At 32.0% G+C, this 16873-nt stretch carries 17 protein-coding genes; 5 read left to right on the top strand and 12 right to left on the bottom strand.

The window, feature by feature from the left end:
• From H3T56_RS01155 to H3T56_RS01100, 12 genes are read right to left on the bottom strand one after another with little or no spacing between them, the layout of a single operon-like run.
• Nucleotides 1-570, bottom strand: coding sequence for a DUF3261 domain-containing protein (locus H3T56_RS01155; RefSeq protein WP_198191813.1), 570 nt, complete (start codon nucleotides 568-570; stop codon nucleotides 1-3).
• Nucleotides 571-600: 30 nt separating this feature from the next.
• Nucleotides 601-2910 carry an MMPL family transporter gene (locus H3T56_RS01150; RefSeq protein WP_198191812.1) on the bottom strand — a complete coding sequence of 770 codons (2310 nt, stop codon included), beginning with the start codon at nucleotides 2908-2910 and terminating at the stop codon, nucleotides 601-603.
• The gene (locus H3T56_RS01145; RefSeq protein WP_165755097.1) at nucleotides 2888-3493 is read right to left on the bottom strand and encodes an outer membrane lipoprotein carrier protein LolA; all 606 of its coding nucleotides are present in this window, start codon (nucleotides 3491-3493) and stop codon (nucleotides 2888-2890) included. The genes H3T56_RS01150 and H3T56_RS01145 overlap by 23 nt, the downstream gene beginning before the upstream one ends.
• On the bottom strand, nucleotides 3490-3912 hold the full coding sequence (locus H3T56_RS01140; RefSeq protein ID WP_086320580.1) for a thioesterase family protein: 423 nt from the start codon (nucleotides 3910-3912) through the stop codon (nucleotides 3490-3492). The genes H3T56_RS01145 and H3T56_RS01140 overlap by 4 nt, the downstream gene beginning before the upstream one ends.
• Nucleotides 3905-5638 carry a glycosyltransferase gene (locus H3T56_RS01135; RefSeq protein ID WP_086357078.1) on the bottom strand — a complete coding sequence of 578 codons (1734 nt, stop codon included), beginning with the start codon at nucleotides 5636-5638 and terminating at the stop codon, nucleotides 3905-3907. The genes H3T56_RS01140 and H3T56_RS01135 overlap by 8 nt, the downstream gene beginning before the upstream one ends.
• Nucleotides 5629-5991: a hypothetical protein gene (locus H3T56_RS01130; RefSeq protein ID WP_065651747.1), complete on the bottom strand. Its 363-nt coding sequence runs from the start codon at nucleotides 5989-5991 to the stop codon at nucleotides 5629-5631. Before H3T56_RS01130 ends, H3T56_RS01135 begins: the two co-directional genes overlap by 10 nt.
• Entirely contained in the window at nucleotides 5988-7358 is a 1371-nt protein-coding gene (locus H3T56_RS01125) for an AMP-binding protein (RefSeq protein ID WP_198191811.1), read from the bottom strand. The genes H3T56_RS01130 and H3T56_RS01125 overlap by 4 nt, the downstream gene beginning before the upstream one ends.
• Complete coding sequence (locus H3T56_RS01120) at nucleotides 7328-7891, bottom strand: hypothetical protein (protein WP_034904284.1); 564 nt, start codon at nucleotides 7889-7891, stop codon at nucleotides 7328-7330. Before H3T56_RS01120 ends, H3T56_RS01125 begins: the two co-directional genes overlap by 31 nt.
• Nucleotides 7892-7895: 4 nt before the next feature.
• Nucleotides 7896-8144, bottom strand: a complete 249-nt coding sequence (locus H3T56_RS01115) for an acyl carrier protein (RefSeq protein ID WP_034904287.1) — start codon at nucleotides 8142-8144, stop codon at nucleotides 7896-7898.
• A gap of 15 nt (nucleotides 8145-8159) precedes the next feature.
• Complete coding sequence (locus H3T56_RS01110) at nucleotides 8160-8414, bottom strand: phosphopantetheine-binding protein (RefSeq protein WP_065578618.1); 255 nt, start codon at nucleotides 8412-8414, stop codon at nucleotides 8160-8162.
• 19 nt (nucleotides 8415-8433) lie between these two features.
• Complete coding sequence (locus tag H3T56_RS01105) at nucleotides 8434-9231, bottom strand: lysophospholipid acyltransferase family protein (protein WP_065578619.1); 798 nt, start codon at nucleotides 9229-9231, stop codon at nucleotides 8434-8436.
• Nucleotides 9213-9932 carry a beta-ketoacyl synthase chain length factor gene (locus tag H3T56_RS01100; RefSeq protein ID WP_065578620.1) on the bottom strand — a complete coding sequence of 240 codons (720 nt, stop codon included), beginning with the start codon at nucleotides 9930-9932 and terminating at the stop codon, nucleotides 9213-9215. The genes H3T56_RS01105 and H3T56_RS01100 overlap by 19 nt, the downstream gene beginning before the upstream one ends.
• 120 nt (nucleotides 9933-10052) lie before the next feature.
• Between H3T56_RS01100 and H3T56_RS01095 the strand changes: the two genes are divergently transcribed.
• The 5 genes from H3T56_RS01095 (at nucleotide 10053) to H3T56_RS01075 (ending at nucleotide 16872) form a co-directional block, all read left to right on the top strand.
• Nucleotides 10053-11138 carry a class I SAM-dependent methyltransferase gene (locus H3T56_RS01095; protein ID WP_232351377.1) on the top strand — a complete coding sequence of 362 codons (1086 nt, stop codon included), beginning with the start codon at nucleotides 10053-10055 and terminating at the stop codon, nucleotides 11136-11138.
• 26 nt (nucleotides 11139-11164) lie between these two features.
• The gene (locus H3T56_RS01090; RefSeq protein WP_034904273.1) at nucleotides 11165-11563 is read left to right on the top strand and encodes a hypothetical protein; all 399 of its coding nucleotides are present in this window, start codon (nucleotides 11165-11167) and stop codon (nucleotides 11561-11563) included.
• 297 nt (nucleotides 11564-11860) lie between these two features.
• The gene (gene aspT, locus H3T56_RS01085; protein ID WP_198191810.1) at nucleotides 11861-13561 is read left to right on the top strand and encodes an aspartate-alanine antiporter; all 1701 of its coding nucleotides are present in this window, start codon (nucleotides 11861-11863) and stop codon (nucleotides 13559-13561) included.
• Nucleotides 13562-13590: 29 nt separating this feature from the next.
• A complete protein-coding gene (locus tag H3T56_RS01080; protein WP_198191809.1) occupies nucleotides 13591-15192 on the top strand; it encodes a bifunctional aspartate transaminase/aspartate 4-decarboxylase in 1602 nt (533 codons plus the stop codon).
• Nucleotides 15193-15657: 465 nt separating this feature from the next.
• Nucleotides 15658-16872, top strand: coding sequence for an MFS transporter (locus H3T56_RS01075; RefSeq protein WP_198191808.1), 1215 nt, complete (start codon nucleotides 15658-15660; stop codon nucleotides 16870-16872).
• Nucleotide 16873 lies beyond the last annotated feature (1 nt).

Raw genomic sequence — 16873 nt, 5'->3', positions numbered from 1 at the left:
TTATTGTTCCATACTTTGAATTGCAATTTGATAACCAAATACAGCATGTTCAATTTTAATTGGTTTTCGTATAACAGCTGCGGGCTGTTTATTATAGGTGATATTAATAATAGTTTCGTGTTGGCCATTAATAAGGGTTCTAGATAAATCGCTATCAATGAGTTGCCAATCAGTAGGTAATACTAGTTGCCATGCAGCTGTCGGCAAAATGCTCAACATGATGTCCGATAATACTTGTTCTGGTGGAGGTAGTTGTTGGATAAATATATGTTGTTTCGCTTTGATTTCACTGCCATTGTATTGAATTTCAAACAGACGAATACCGATAGTTGAAAGTCCCATTACGGTTAACTGATTATTTTTGATGTCAACAATTGTGATAATTGAGTTTTCTTTATTATTGTATTTGAATGTTAACAATTGTTGATCATGATATTTTTGATTGATATCTAATTTTGGTAAGTTAACTTTAGTTTCTTTGGTCAACCAAGCTTCTGATTTAGGTTGAGATGAGCAAGCTGAAATCAATAGACTTAATAATAACAAAGTTAAATTTAAATATTTCTTCATCCTTTTATACCTAATATTTCATTATTTGTTTTATTTATTATTGATAACTAATGGAGCAAATAAAAAAGCAGTAAAAATGCCACTGGTTAATACCAATCCAAACCCCTTGATTGCGACAGTATGGCTTATTATTAATAGGCCAAAAGATAATATTGTGGTGAACGCAGCCATAAAAACTGCTAATAACGCACTTTGAGTTTGGCTTTTATCATTACTAAGAAATAAACTATAGTCGATACCAATACCAATAACAAGAATTAGTGCTAACATTGAGAATAAATTAAGAGTTTGATTAGTTATGCCATGCATAGCTAATGCTATTCCAATTGATAATAATGTTGGTAATGTGCTTTTTAATGCTGCTTTTATACCATATTTACGATGATAAAATATAAAGCACAAGCAAATAATGGTTACAGCACCAGCAATAAGTTGGGATAAGTGTATTCTATAGAAGGCAAACATAGTGTTAAATTCATCTCGGCGATCAAGCCAATGAATACCTTGATCAACGTCAGATAATTTTCTAATTTCATTAATATTTTTAATACCACTTATTGGAATTAATGTAGCACTTTGTCCTGATTGTAAAGTTAACCAAAGTAATTTTCTACCTTGACTAAGTTCACTTTGTTGCCATTGCTCTGGTGTAATAATCGCTTGTTTCTTATTAAGGTCAGGTAACTTAGTTTTAATTCCCATTTGCGTTAATGAGGATAAAATTTCTGGACTGTATTGTTTTACTAATTCAATATTTTGTTGTTGTTTCTGTATCGAAGGTAAATTTATACTTTGATATTGTTCAAAATAACCTGCCATTTTTGTTTGATCAAGTTTGCGTGAAAATTGTTCAAGTCGTTGTAAGGTTTGTTCGGCAGTATCACCAAACACGATAAACCATTTTTGATCAGTTGTCTGATGGGTGATACTGATAATTTTTTGTTCTTGTTGTTGTAATTGTGCTGGTAATGCTTGTAGTTTTCCAATATCGTCATCAACTTTTAAATTAATTAAGCCATAACCAATAAATAATAAGGCAATGGATACCATTAACCATTGTATCTGTTTATGTTGCCATAAATTTAACCAGCGATTTAATAATTTATAACCAACATGTTCACGGACAGGCAATTTGTTAACTAGTAATGGATACCAGCATATAACGGTTAAAAAAGCACCTATCAAGCCAAATACTGCAAATATGGATAGCTGTTTTAAACCAGGAAAAGGTGCAATTAGTAAAATAATATAAGCAATAAAACTTGTACATAATGCTAAAGTTAGTGTTGATATTAGTTTTTTTAAACTGGCATAAGGTGATTCTTGATTCCCATGTAACAGTCGTTCTGTTAAGTAGTGAAGTGAATAATCAACGGTTATACCTATGACACTAGTGCTCATAACTAGTGTCATAATATGAATTTCACCAAATAGAGTTAAAACCGCAATTAAACCACAAATTAAACCAATAAAAATTGACAGTAAAGATAGAATTATCGGCCTTATGGATCGAAATATGCTAATAATTAATATTACAATACCGATAATAGATAGACTACCAATTGTGGTGATATCATCTTTAGCTTCACTACTGGCATAATCGCTATAGAACAGCACACCTCTTTTTAAAATTTCAACACTTGGCCATTGTTCATGTAATTGTTTGGTAAGATCATTTAACTGAGAGGTGATCTGATGTGATTGACTCATATTAAATGATGAATCATTTAACTCAGCGTAAATCATATACCATTGATTGCTTAGGTTGTCTTGTCCAGACAACCAATTATTTTGGATAGTTAATCCACCTGAGTTTGCTAGTTGATTCAATTGTGATGAGCGTGTTAGTAAAAGCGGATCATTTTCTAATTCAGTCGCACTTATCCCGCTAAAAGGAGAATATAATTGGCTTTGAATCCAATTTAGTTGCGTATGATTTTTTAATCTTCCTTGGGTTTTCGTATCGAGCAATTGGTAGCGATATTTGAATGCAAACTCTCCCCACTTTGTTTGAAATTGTTCGTCGAAATAACCATTTACTTCACCGATAAAAGATTGCTTTTTTAAAGTTTGATACCACCAATTTACAGGTTCTAATTCATTATTTTCCGGCTTAATTAACCAGACTAACTGTTTGTCCAATCGATTTTGGAAGCCGTCAATGAGTTCAGTTGGAACATTGTTGGTTTGTTCTTTTGGCAATAAAGATAAAACACTACTATTGATTTTACTGCTAACTAAAAGATTATATGCAGTAAAAATCAGACAGATCACTATTATTAACCATAGAATTGCTCTTCTTGTTAATATTAATCGATTATCGGAATAACAATTGTTCATTTTGACTTAATTTCATTGTTTTATGATTTGCGAATGTCAGCTCTGTTTTATCATTTTGCATATCATTAATGGTAACTTTTTCCAAATAAGATTTACCATTGAGAATTATCTGTTTGAAAATTTTGTTTAAAGGCGCTAATTTTGGTTGTAGTGTTACGGTCCAATATTTATTTTGTTCGGTTAGCGTTATATCAAAATTACTTTCAAGCATATCTTTATCGGCAGTGAAAATTGCTGTTAAGAGATGGTTAAATTGAAAAAGTTGTGGCTGTTTTTCAGCAGTTATAATTTCTGGATCTTGGCCTTCTATTCGTTGTTCCATCCGTTGTTGATTCATTTTTAATGTCATCGCAAAAGGTGTCTTTTGTTGCCACCATAATCCTAATTCTTTGGATATGATCATTTTTCCTGTTGAATGAATGGGTGCAGTTAAACCATTAATATAGCGATCTTGAACAAAATCAGCACGAACAACTTGGTTTTTACTAAATAACTGTTGTAAATCAGTTAACGTTATTGCACTGGATATAGTTGAAAAGGTTAATAGTAGTGCCGAGAATAAAATAGTAAGGTATTTTTTCATTTGATTAATCCAAAACATTGCAAAAATATGTCAGGTGTGACAAAGGTCATTTCTTGATTAGCAGCCGATACAGCAACTTGAATTGTGTAGCCTGATGTCGTTTTTTTACCTGTTTTTTTGTCTTTTATTAGGTAGCTTATTTTTATTCTATGCTCATATTCTTCAAGTTTGGCATTAATTTCTAAAGTTTGTTCAGCTAGCGCTGGTGCGGTATATTTGATTTTGGCATCAACAATAGGCCATAGATAACCAGAATCAATCATTTCTTTATAACCATAGTTAAATTTTCTAAATAAGGCTTCGCGAGCTTTTTCGAAAAATTTAAGATAATTACCATGCCAAACAACACCCATAGCATCAGTATCATGAAAAGATGGGGTATAGTCGATTGTGATATAGCAGTTGTTAAAATTATTCATCTTTATTTCTAAGTGTTTCAGGTGGATTAAATTGCCAAAAATCGAAAAAATTGAACCAATCAAGTGGTGATTGTAGACAATAATATTCTAGCCTATTAGCGTAAAACTGTACGGTTTGTTCAAGTTCTTCTTGTCTGTTTTTTCTTGATAGTTTTAACTCATCAGTAAAGTGTTCAAGGTATATTTGGAATCGCCCGTTTGGTTTTAATCCCCAGCAAAAGTAAACAGGAAATTTTAATGCAGAAGATAATACAAACGGTCCTTTAGGAAAGGGAGCAGGTTTACCAAGAAAGTTTGCCCAAATAATTGAGTTTTCGGGTACTCTCTGATATGGATTAACCGAAGTCCTATCTGCAATGATAGCGACCCATTCACCAGCTTCTAGTTTTTGCTGAAGTAATATGGCTGTATCTGCACCTAAAGTTGCGACTTCAATTAAATTAATAATCGAAGCTTCATTAACTTGTTTTAATACTTGATTAAATCGTACTGCATTACGTTTATGAACTAGGGCATTAATTTTCACATTATGTGATATTTCAGCTAGTGCTCGACACATTTCAATATCACCTAGATGGGAACAAATTAATATAATGCCTTTTTGTTCCGAAACTAACTTTAAAAATTCGTTTTTATTCGGTGCATAAATGTCATCAAGTTTTATATCACCTTGCCAGCTGGCAAGTTTGTCTAAGAGTGATTCACCAAAATGTTGAAAATGTTGGAAAGAAGTTAATTTTTTCTTCTCTATTAAAGGAACATTTTGATATTGTTTAAGAATTTTTTCTAAATATATTTTGGATGCTTGCCGTTGTTTTTTTCCAGTTAACCAGAAATAACTAATTACCGGGAACATGATTATTTGAGCCGCTCGACGACCTAATAGGCGATATAACATTAAAATTAATTTAATACCAAATAGACCTTTGCGTTCTTCAGTTTGTGACCAGTGCGTACTTTTATTTTTCTTCAATCGGTTATGTTTTATTAATTTTGGTATTCGTGGCAACATGCCAAAAAAAAGTCGTGTATGCATCCAACTAATTAATAGGTTATCTTTGCAGGCTTTAAAGTGAGAAACTCCATCAATGGGATAAGTCACATGAGTTGGTACAAAAACTGAATCGATGCCTTGCCAATATAATCGAACCATGATGTCGGTATCAAAGTCCATTTTTTTACCAATTTGGTATTGTTTTATCAGTTTACATGTTGGTTTTAAAGGATAAATACGAAATCCGCACATACTGTCTTTTATATTAAAAGATAAGGTTTCTATCCATACCCAAAAATGGGTTATATACCTTGCAATGAGGCGATGTTTTGGCACTGAATCATCATAGACAGGACAACCAGATATCAATGCATTCGGGTTTAATTTAGATTGTTCGATAAGTTGCCTTACAATTTTACTATCATGTTGACCATCTGCATCAATCTGTATGGCATAATCAAAATTTTGATTAAATGCATGGTTAAATCCACACATCACAGCCGCACCTTTACCTTTATTTGAAGATAATCGAACTAGATTTACCCATGGGTACTGATTACTGATTTCAATTAGTTTTTGTGCTTGTTCATATGCACTACCATCATCAATTAAAAAGCAAGGAATCTGGTATTGCTCAATATTTTTGAGTACATTGGCTAATGCATCACTATGATTATAACAAGGGATAATAAAACAATAACTATCAGACAAGTGCGGTGCTGCTACTGACATAGGGTAAGCTTTCCTGTGCTTGCTATCTTATTGTTATTGTACTTGGTAATAAAACTATAAGTAAATTTTAGTTTTTGGGTATCTTTATCCCAAATTAAGGTTAATTTTAGATGATCATTGGGTAATATCGGTGATTGAAATTTTACTACTTCAATAGATGATATTGATAAATTAGAATTGAATAGCTTTTGGGCATAACTAATAACCCAATTAAGCTGTGTCACCCCAGGCAATACTGGTTGTGTAGGGAAATGCCCTTGAAACCAAAAAAGATCTGATGGTATGGTCATTTCAATATTAGCTTCTGTTTCAGTTTTTATAATGTTTATTTCTGTGGCTAACTCTTTTTTCATATCTTATCTGTTGCATCAAATAATGCTTTTAAGTCAGTATAAGTGCATTTACCCTGTGAATTTTTCGGAAAATTTTCAATAAAACGCCATTTTTTGGGCGTTTCAACTAATGATAATGTATCTTTTATTAAATGTCGAAAATATTGTGTAAGTTTAAAGTGGTTAAAGTTATCTATCTCTTTACTGTTGGTTGAGTCTATTTTGATAATGGCGCCTAAAATAGTTCGATTATTTTGTTCTAATGGAATAACAATTACTTCTTCAACTACTGCTAGTTTATTTATTTGCTTTTCTATAAATGTAAGGGATAGGCGCTGTTCGGCAATCTTGACTATTTTATCTATGCGACCTTTTAAATAGAATTTCGTATCATCTATTTTTTGTAATTTATCGCTTAGTAATTCAGCTTGCTGCAGTAATGGTGATATCAATAGTGGTTGATGATCTGAGGTGTATTTTATTTGAATTGGATAAAAAAGTTCCCAAGGCGTATTTAACGATTTTTGCTTTCTTTTTGCTATAATTCCTGTTTCACTTGAACCATAAATTTCACAAGGTAATACGTTGAAATTTTGTAAGCAAAATTGAGCATTGTCGAAACTCAGTTTTCCGCCAGAAGAAAACACATTTTCACACTTAATAATCGGTAATTTATTATCTAAATTTTTAACAATTGATGGCGTTGTAATGTAAGTTATTTTTTTTGATTGGTAAGTTGCTAATTGTTCTTGATAGAGTATTGTTTCGCATACAAAAGGTATTTTACAACTTAACGATAACATTATTTTAAAAGTTAACCCATACATATGTTCATGTGACACAGAAGCAACAAATAGATCATTGGTTGGTCTGCCTAAATTATTTATTAATATCGCAATTTCATTTTCAAGTTGAGAAATTGATTTCTCAATTGGTTTGGGTAATCCAGTTGAACCTGAGGTAAATAATGTCAATGATGTTTGTTTAAAGTTTGGATTGATTGTACTAATTTTCTCATCTAGTTGAGGCTGATTGATATCAATGATTGGTAGCGTAGTTGGTAAATTAATATTTGCGATATCGATATCAGTTAATATTGCCTGATAATAGTGTTGTAACTCAATATAGTTAGGATTTAGTAGCAGTGGATGTTTTCCTGAATATAGGAGAGCGAAAAGTCCTGCAACAAAATTAAAACTGTCATCCATGAATAAAACCCAGTTTTTTTCTGGATGTTTTCTGATTTTGCTGATAATAGTATTGGTTAGTTTTTTTAAATCACCAACTGTTAGTGGTTGGTGTTTTCTGTATGCTATTATTTCATAATCAGGGCGTAATAATTGCTCCGATAATAAAACTAATGTTTTAGTTTTTGACGAACAATCCATTCTCCCCCCATTAATAGTCCAGTAAAGATATAACTTATTAATCCGTTATATATTGTCCACCAATACATATCATTAATGAAACATGTAATTAGTGCAATTGAACCATTTAATATAAAAAGTAAACACCAACAAATAGTTACTTTTCTTGTATATTTAATTGTACTCGGTGTTAAATTACCTTCTTTTAATCTGGCAAATTTTTCAATAATATTTTGTGGTTGATATAATGAGTAGCCAAAAAAGATTAAGAATAGTAGGTTAGTTGCTACAGGGTAATAAAGTAAGAATTGAAATTCGTTAAATATCCAACTAATTAATGCTAATAACAACCCAAAGCACGTTACAACTTTAGCTAACCAACCTATATTTGAAAATAAATTGGGTAATGTAATTAGTCTCAATATTAACAATGTAACAATACATAAAATAGCAATATTGATTACTTGATATTTGAAAGATAAGTAAATAACTAAAGGGTAGCAAAACAGGATAACCCCTGTTATTGCTTTTATTATTAACTTTACCTTATTCATTATGCTATTTGGTATTCATTAAATTGTCTACTGCATCAACAACGTCTTGAACGGTTCTAACTGCTTTAAATGTTTCTGGATCGACTTTTTTACCAATCTTTTTTTGTAAATGTACGACTAAATCTACAGCATCAATACTGTCTAAGTCTAATTCTTCAAAAAGTTTAGATTCTGGCTTAATCTGATCGGCAGGTAATTCAAAAAGTTGCACTAGTGCAGATTGAACTTGTTGAAAAATTTGTTGCTTATCCATTAAAAAACTTCCTTATTACTGTTGAGAACTAATTAAATCAGCTAAAGTTGCAACTGAGTAAAATGCTTTTTTGGTTTCTTCACTTTCAGATGATAAAACAATACCATATTGATTTTTGATCGCAAGACCTAGTTCTAGTGCGTCTATTGAATCTAAACCTAATCCATCTCCAAATAGTGGAGCTTGGGTATCAATATCTTCAGGTGTGATATCTTCTAAATTAAGAACATCAATTATTAATGCCTTTATATCATGATGTAGAGTTTCCATTTTATTTCCTTTGTATCTGTTATTCTTTTAATTGTTCTAGGGTTAACAATGATGCAAGATGTCTTGTCAGTTTTCTTGCGGCAATAGTGGTATTTTGGTCTAAAAAGTCTTCAATTTTAATCTTTTCACCGACATTGATATTGAAAACTGCCTTTCTTTTAGGAATGTCATACCATTTTTGTTGTTTTATCAACCAAGGTGGATTGCATTGAATATGTATGATTCGAATATCTGCATGGCAACGTAATGCTATGTTTGCAGCACCTCTTTGTAATGTTATAGGGTTATTGGGTATGCTTCTTGTTCCTTCTGGGAAAATCAAAATTTTACCCTTGTTAGACAAGATTTCGTTGCATTGTGGTAGTATCCTGCTTGATTCTCCATTAAGAATATAACCTGCCGTTTTAATAATGCGACTGATGAAAATATTATTAAGTAAAGCTCCTTTAACCAAGCAATCACATCTACGCATAACGGATACCAGCAATACCACATCTAATAAAGAGGGATGATTTGCAATGATTAAACATCCTTCATCGTGTTTTAATTTTTCAATTCCTGTAAATTGATAATTAAAAATACCTAGATATTTTATTATCCACAAAAATACTTTAAAACTTATACTAATGCTATATTGAGCAATTATTGTTCTTTTTTGTTTATTCCATACGAATAACCTCAATAAACTAAACCAGATTATCGAAAGAACGATTAACCCATAAAGACCAAATATAATAAAACCCAATGCAGTTGCGAATAATCGCCACCACTGATTTAAGGTATATGGTTTTCGTTTTTTTATGTATTGAGAGTCCATTGCCAATCTTGAGATAAACCTTTTATGATGAATTGTTGCTGTTTATTTAAAAATGCATTTAAAAAAGCTAACGATTGAGGATAGTCGATTTGATTTGATTGAGATGTTTTTTCAATACTTTGACAAGTAAATTGATTACCTTTAGTTAAAATATATCCTACCGCATAGTAAGGAATTAATTGGTGAACAATTGTTTGATAAGATTGAGGTATCATACCATCAAAATCAATTAATAGTACTTTTTTATCTTTTTGAAGTAATATCGGTAGTGCTTCTAACAAACTTTGCTGAAAACTATCATCATTTGCACTAAGTGAAGTGACGGGCACTTTTTGTTTGGCAATAATCGTGAATAATCCTGATGCTGTATTATGTACTGATAATGCGAAGTCAGTTGGTGAAATATCAACATTTTGATTTAATGCTGTAAGTATTTTATATGTTCTTTCAAGTTCACCATGCCTACTTGAGAATATTGCTAAGTCAAGTTTGTTATTTTCAATAAGCTCCAAACCAACTTCAACTGCTAGGCGTGATGAAATACTCATCCTCCTGGCTTGCATCATAGGTAGTTTATTGAGTTTGGGTAGTGGTAAATCCCAATTGTGGTTAATCTGTTTTGACCATAATTGCCAGTCAGATTTAGAAGATAAACCCGCAGATAAAGCAAACCAATTTTCGATTGAAAAAGAAAATTTCATAGTAATGTTTTTAATTAATTCTTTACTTAGTTACTTTTTGTAATATTATTAAATCAATAATTCTTGAGAAACATCAAATTTAATTTATACAATACAGTAAAACAATAAAAAGGCAAGAGATTGACAGAACAAGAAAACAGCAAGTATGGATTTAATAAAGAAATTTATACTGCATTAGAAGCAATTACAGAAGCCCAAAAAATTGCCTTTGCACCAATTTTATTCCAAGCAATCATCGCTATGAAAAATCATGGGATTTTATCTCAAATTGATCAGGCTGGAAAAAATGGTATTAACTTAGATGACCTAACTAAAAAAGTTTCTTTATCTTCTTACGCAATTGAACTACTGTTAGATGTTGCACTTTGCATACGTGTCATTTATCAACAAGATTCAAACTATATTTTAGGTAAAATAGGTCATTTTTTATTACATGACAAAATGACAGAAATTAACCTCAATTTTTCCCAAGATATTTGCTATCAAAGCATGTTTTTTCTTCAAGAAGCGCTTGAAAAGGGTGAACCAAGCGGCTTGAAAATTTTTGGTGAGGGAAAAACGATTTATCCAATATTACAATCATTACCAAAACAAGCTAAAAAAAGTTGGTTCGAGTTCGATCATTTTTATTCGGATCACTCTTTTCCTGCTGCTTTGCCTTATATTATTCAATTAAAACCAAAACATATTTATGATATTGGTGGAAACACAGGTAAATGGGCGATTTTTTGTGCTAAGCATTTAGAGAAAACTCAAGTAACAATCTTAGATTTACCTGAACAAATAGCTGTCGCTAACGAAAACATCAAACAAGCAGGTTATGATGATCGTATTGATGGTGTCTCTGTTAATTTATTGGATGCTCAAATTTTACCCAATCAAGCAGATGTATGGTGGATGAGTCAGTTTCTAGATTGCTTTAGTTTGGATCAAATTACCCAGATATTAAAATTAATCCATCGTAGTATGCATGATGATGCTACAGTCTGTATTATGGATCTTTTTTGGGATCGTCAAAATTTTGAAGCAGGAGCTTTAAGCTTAAATGCTTCCTCTCTCTATTTTACCTGTTTAGCTAACGGTAATAGTCGTTTTTATCATTCTAAAGTGTTTTATCAATGTTTAAATGAAGCTGGTTTTCACGTTGAGAAAGATATTGATGGACTTGGATTTGGTCATACTTTACTTATATGTAAAAAACGTTAATAAAAATAATCTTAAAGGAGTAAACAATGAAATTTTTTAAATATATTGCTGCATTTTTCTTAGTTTCACTATTATTTGGTTGTGCCGGTAAATATCAAGCACCACACAATATCACTACCCCTGTTAGTGGTTTAACTAAAGAACAGGTTAAACAAGCTATTTTAGATAGTGGAACAAAAGGTAAAGCAGCATTCGGTACTTGGAAAATGGAAGTCTTAAATAGCAATACAATTAGAGGTCATTTATTCAACCGTAAATTTGAAATTGTAGTTGATATCCCTTATTCTGCAACAAGTTACTCAATCAATTACGTGTCTGTTAGTCCAAACTTGCAAGATAGTAAAGGAAAAGTACATCGTAATTACAATCGTTGGGTAAATAATCTTGATGTTAAAATTAGAGAAAGTCTTTTCAGAGCTAAATAAAAATTTAATCTAAAAATAATTTTTATTTTCAAAGAAAGAACCACTAAGCCCAAAATTTGTTTGGGCTTTTTTATGTTCAATTCATTGTTGATATTATATTTTTCTATTTAATATTTTAGACAATATAATGTTATTTACTGACAATAATATTAATCGTTAAAATTAACTATCTATTCTTGGTATTGAAGTTTAAAATATATCCATATTCATAAATTAGTATGAGTATTATTCAAGTTCCAATCTTTTCTTTTCTATCTTTTTCTATTTCATAAATCTTAGCACTTGAGGACAATTATTATGTTTCAATGGCTTTCAAATTGGATTTTAGATGGACTTAAGCATTCACCCGAAATACTTTTATTTCTCTCTTTAAGCTTAGGGTATTTGATTGGTGGTATTCGAATCGGCAAATTTCAGTTAGGTGGTGTTGCTGGTTCATTATTGGTAGCAGTGGCATTAAGTGTATTTGGTGTTACTGTCGATGCTGGCGTTAAAGCTGTGCTTTTCGCTCTATTTATTTATGCAGTCGGGTTCGAAAGTGGACCACAATTCTTCCGTTCATTAGGAGTTAAAACTCTACGTGAAATCTTTTTAGCGTTATTTATTGCTGCTGCCGGTTTTGTAACGGTAGTGGTGTTAGCCAAATTATTCCATTTAGATAAAGGTCTTGCTGCTGGTTTAGCCGCAGGAGGATTAACCCAATCAGCCATTATGGGTACAGCATCAGATGCGTTAACTCAGTTAGGTTTAAGCCCAGAAGAGTTAAGCCGATTACAAGGTAATGTAACCATTGGTTATGCGGTGACTTATATCTTTGGTTCACTGGGCGCGATTATTGTCTGCGTTAACATTTTGCCGAAAATTATGGGGCGAGAAATTAACGACGATGCAATTAAGGCCGAAGCAGAACAATTACATGGCTCACTTTTATTAGGTAGTGGTCAAAACTTTGCTTTATCTGATGTAACTGGTCGCTTATATCGTATTACTAATAAGGTTAATCAAACCGTTGAAAGTTTAGAAAAGGTGATTAATGGTATTAGTATTGAGCGAATCAAACGTGGCAATCGTATTATTGAAGCTGCACCTGAAACCTTATTAAAAGCCAAAGATATTATTTTGGTTGTTGGTCATCGGGATGCCATGATTGCTGCAGCTGATTTATTGGGTGAAGAAGTGAATTCAGCACAGGGTATGGATGTGGTGATGAATACCCAAGATGTTGAAATGCGTAATACTCGATATGTCGGTCAAAATTTAACGCAAGTGCTTTCATCTGACGAAGTGATGAAGTTAAAGCATGGTATTTATTTAATTGCTGTTCATCGTGATGGACAACCATTGCCATTAAACAATGATATGGTATTTAAATTAGGTGATGTCATTACTATTTATGGTACCGATGGTGATTTAAGGCGTGTAGTGGATAGAATTGGTGCGCCGATTACCAAAAGTGAAAAAACTGATTGGATATTCCATGGATTAGGTCTTGTTGTTGGACTTATAATTGGTCTTATTGTGATCCGAGTCAGTGATATTCCAATCACTTTAGGTGCAGGTGGTGGTGCATTATTATCAGGTTTATTGTTTGGTTGGTATCGCTCTTTACATCAAACTGTTGGAAATATTCCAACTGGAGCAGTGCAATTACTTAAAGACTTTGGTCTAGCTGGCTTCGTAGCCGTGGTTGGGCTAAGCTCAGGTTTACAAGCCATTAATACAATTAAAGATCAAGGTCTTTCATTATTCTTAATCGGTGTTGTGGTGACTTTATTGCCGATGTTACTTGGCATTTATTTTGGTAAGTATGTGCTAGGTTATAAAAATTCGGCGGTATTTGCCGGGGCTTTAGCTGGCTCTCGTAGTGCGAATCCTGCTTTTGGTGAAGTACTTAATAAAGCGGGTAACTCAACTCCTACCAATTCTTTTGCTATTACCTATGCTTTAGCTAATGTTTTCCTAACGTTATTAGGACCATTAGTTGTTGCTTTTGTTTAATTGACATCTCAAATTAAGGATACATGGTTATGAAAAGTAATAATGAATATGCAAAATATGCGAATTTAAGTCCTTTTGAATTGAAAGATAATTTAATTAAACTAGCACAAAGCCATACTGACCGTGTGATGTTAAATGCTGGGCGTGGTAATCCTAATTTTTTGGCAACATGGCCACGACAAGCATTTTTTCAACTTGGTGTTTTTGCGTTACAAGAATCCGAAATGTCTTTTTCATATATGAATGAAGGTGTCGGTGGTATGCCAATTAAGGCTGGTTTAACTGGTCGTTTTGAACATTTTGTTCGTCAAAATTATCAAACTCCGGGTGTGTCATTTTTAGGTAAAGCATTTTCTTATATTCGCGATCAGCTTGGCCTAGATGAAAATGCATTTTTACAAGAGATGGTGGAAGGTATTTTAGGTTGTAATTATCCTGTGCCAGATAGAATGTTACGCTTTAGTGAAGAGGTAGTTAAAGCATATGTGCTTACACAAATGGGAGCACAATATCTTGGTCGTGATGATCTGGATCTGTTTGCCGTTGAAGGCGGTACAGCAGCAATGGCTTATATTTTCAATTCTATGAAAGAAAATAACTTAATCCAAAAAGGTGACAAAATTGCCATTGGCGCACCTATTTTTACACCATATTTAGAAATTCCAGAGCTTAATGATTATCAATTAGTAGAGGTATTAGTTAATTCTGATCCTGATGCCAATTGGCAATATCCAGAAGCTGAATTACGTAAATTAGAAGATCCTGCTATTAAAGCTTTTTATTTAGTAAATCCATCTAATCCTCCATCAGTAAAAATTGATGATAAAAGCTTGCAGATCATTGCTGATATTGTGAAAAAACGTCCGGATTTAATTATTTTAACTGATGATGTTTATGGCACATTTGCTGATAACTTCCAATCCTTGTTCGCTATTTGTCCAAAAAATACCATTTTAGTTTATTCATTTTCTAAATACTTTGGGGCAACTGGTTGGCGTTTAGGTGTTATTGCAACAGCACGTGATAATATATTCGATAAAAAAATTAAGGCATTACCAAGCAAAACGAGACAGATTTTAGATAAACGCTATAGTTCTATTGTAACTGATCCTGAAAATCTAAAATTTATTGACCGTTTAGTGGCCGACAGCCGTGCAGTGGCGTTAAATCATACTGCTGGGCTTTCAACTCCACAACAAGTACAAATGGTGTTATTTGCATTGTGTGAGATGATGGATACCGATCAAAGTTATAAAGCAGCATTAAAATCATTGATCCGTCGTCGAGCGGCTTCGTTATATCAACATTTAGGACTTGCGCATCATACTGATGAAAATAGTGTTGATTACTATACCTTAATTGATCTAGAACATATTTGTCGTGAGCTTTATGATGACAAATTTGCTAAATGGATCCTAAAAAATAAGAATCCATCTGAGATGTTATTTAGAATTGCCGATGAAGCAGGGGTTGTTTTATTACCTGGTAAAGGATTTGCTGTACAGCATCCTTCGGCTCGAGCTTCATTAGCCAACTTAAATGAATATCAATATGCAGCGATTGGCTTATCAATGCGTAAACTTGCTCAAGAGTATTATGCTGAGTATCAAGGTAAAGCGAAGAAAAAATAGTTAATCACTTAGATTTATTCATCTGTCTACATATCAAGCCCTAGTTTAACTAGGGTTTTTTATTTTATATATCATTTAACTTGATTATAAATTTTAGTTATTCCTTCTGAATAAAATCAAGTTAATTTAATAATATTGATTTTTTTTAAACAGTAATTTGACAGCTTATTTTCCAATCTATATGATCGCAAATGAAAATCATTATCAATTTTAGTATATTCGGATGAAAAAGATAACTGCAAAATTTAGTTTATTTAGCTTGTGCTTTATGTCCTCATCTTCTCGATATAGAACTTATCAACAACCACGACAAGTAGGTATTTCTGGACAAATAAATTATTGATAAATCAGTTAACTATTATATGTACGAAAGGTTTAAGTTTGTTTTATTTTTTACTACTAAAAAATAGTATTAATGAAAATATTATGACCACAAAATAGGTACTGCAAAAGGAAAATTAGTAAATGAATGACAAAGCAACAATTAAATTACCTAAAAATGTATGGTTATTATTTGTAAGTCTTTATATTACAGAATATGTTGGTATTGGCTTTTTAACTATCGCCTTAGCTTTAATCCTAAGAAAAGATGGCATGGAGTTAGACCAGTTAAGTCTTATTCCTTTAATGATGTTACCAATTGGTTTAAAAATTTTATGGGCACCTGTTATTGATAAATATTTAAAAAGACGGATATCTCATTATCGCAATTGGTTATTTATCTCTTTAACGCTAATGTTAGTATGTTTAATATTTATAGCTTTTTTAGATCCTATAAAACAGTTTTATATTATTTTACCCATCATCTTTATTTTTTCGACCATGACTGCAACTCAAGAATTAGCCATATCGGGATTAGCCTGTAATATTTTTTTAATTCAGCAACGTTATCTAATTTCAAGTATCAAAACCAGTGGTTCTATGATAGGTAATATTTTAGGCGGCGGAGTAATTTTACTACTTTATGCCTATATTGGTTGGATGGGTTGTTTATTATTAATTGCTATTTTAATTGGATTTACATTAATTCAACTTTTCTTTTTTGAAGAGTACCGTTACTGTCAAAATAAGCCAACATATGAAAATATGGATCCTCAATATTGGAAAGATCTGATTATCATCTGGAAAGGTAGAATTAATTGGTTAATTATTTTGATACTTATGCCGTTTAGTTTCCTACCGGCTTATAATCTATTATCACCAATACTTGTCGATGATGGTTGGGCATTATCAGATATTGCTATTTTATTAAAAGTATTTGGATCCATTGTTAGCTTAGTGGCTGTTATATTAGTTGCAAAAATCCTCAAGCAATTATCTAGGAAACAAAGTTTAACCTATTCATTACTTTTTCAGGCGTTTGCTTTACTTGCATTCATCCCGATCTCGTTAGGTTATGTTAATATTTTTAATGTCTATTTAGCCTGTTTTCTTTACTTCTTTAGTTTACCTTTAATGTCTATTGCGATTACTGCCATCATAATGGACAACTCAGATAGTTCACAGGCACGTTCTACTGCCTGTAACGCTCAATCAGCACCAAGTTTTATATGTGGATTTATCGTGATATCACTAAGTTATTATCTTGCAAAAAAATTTGGTTATTTTCCAGTTGTAATCGGTTCAATAGTATTGGCATTTTTAAATGCATTCTATGCAAGCCGAACAATGGGAAAATAGG

This window comes from Gilliamella sp. W8123, assembly GCF_016101085.1.
GTDB lineage: Bacteria > Pseudomonadota > Gammaproteobacteria > Enterobacterales > Orbaceae > Gilliamella > Gilliamella apis.
This window is presented reverse-complemented; position numbering and strand designations above follow the sequence as displayed.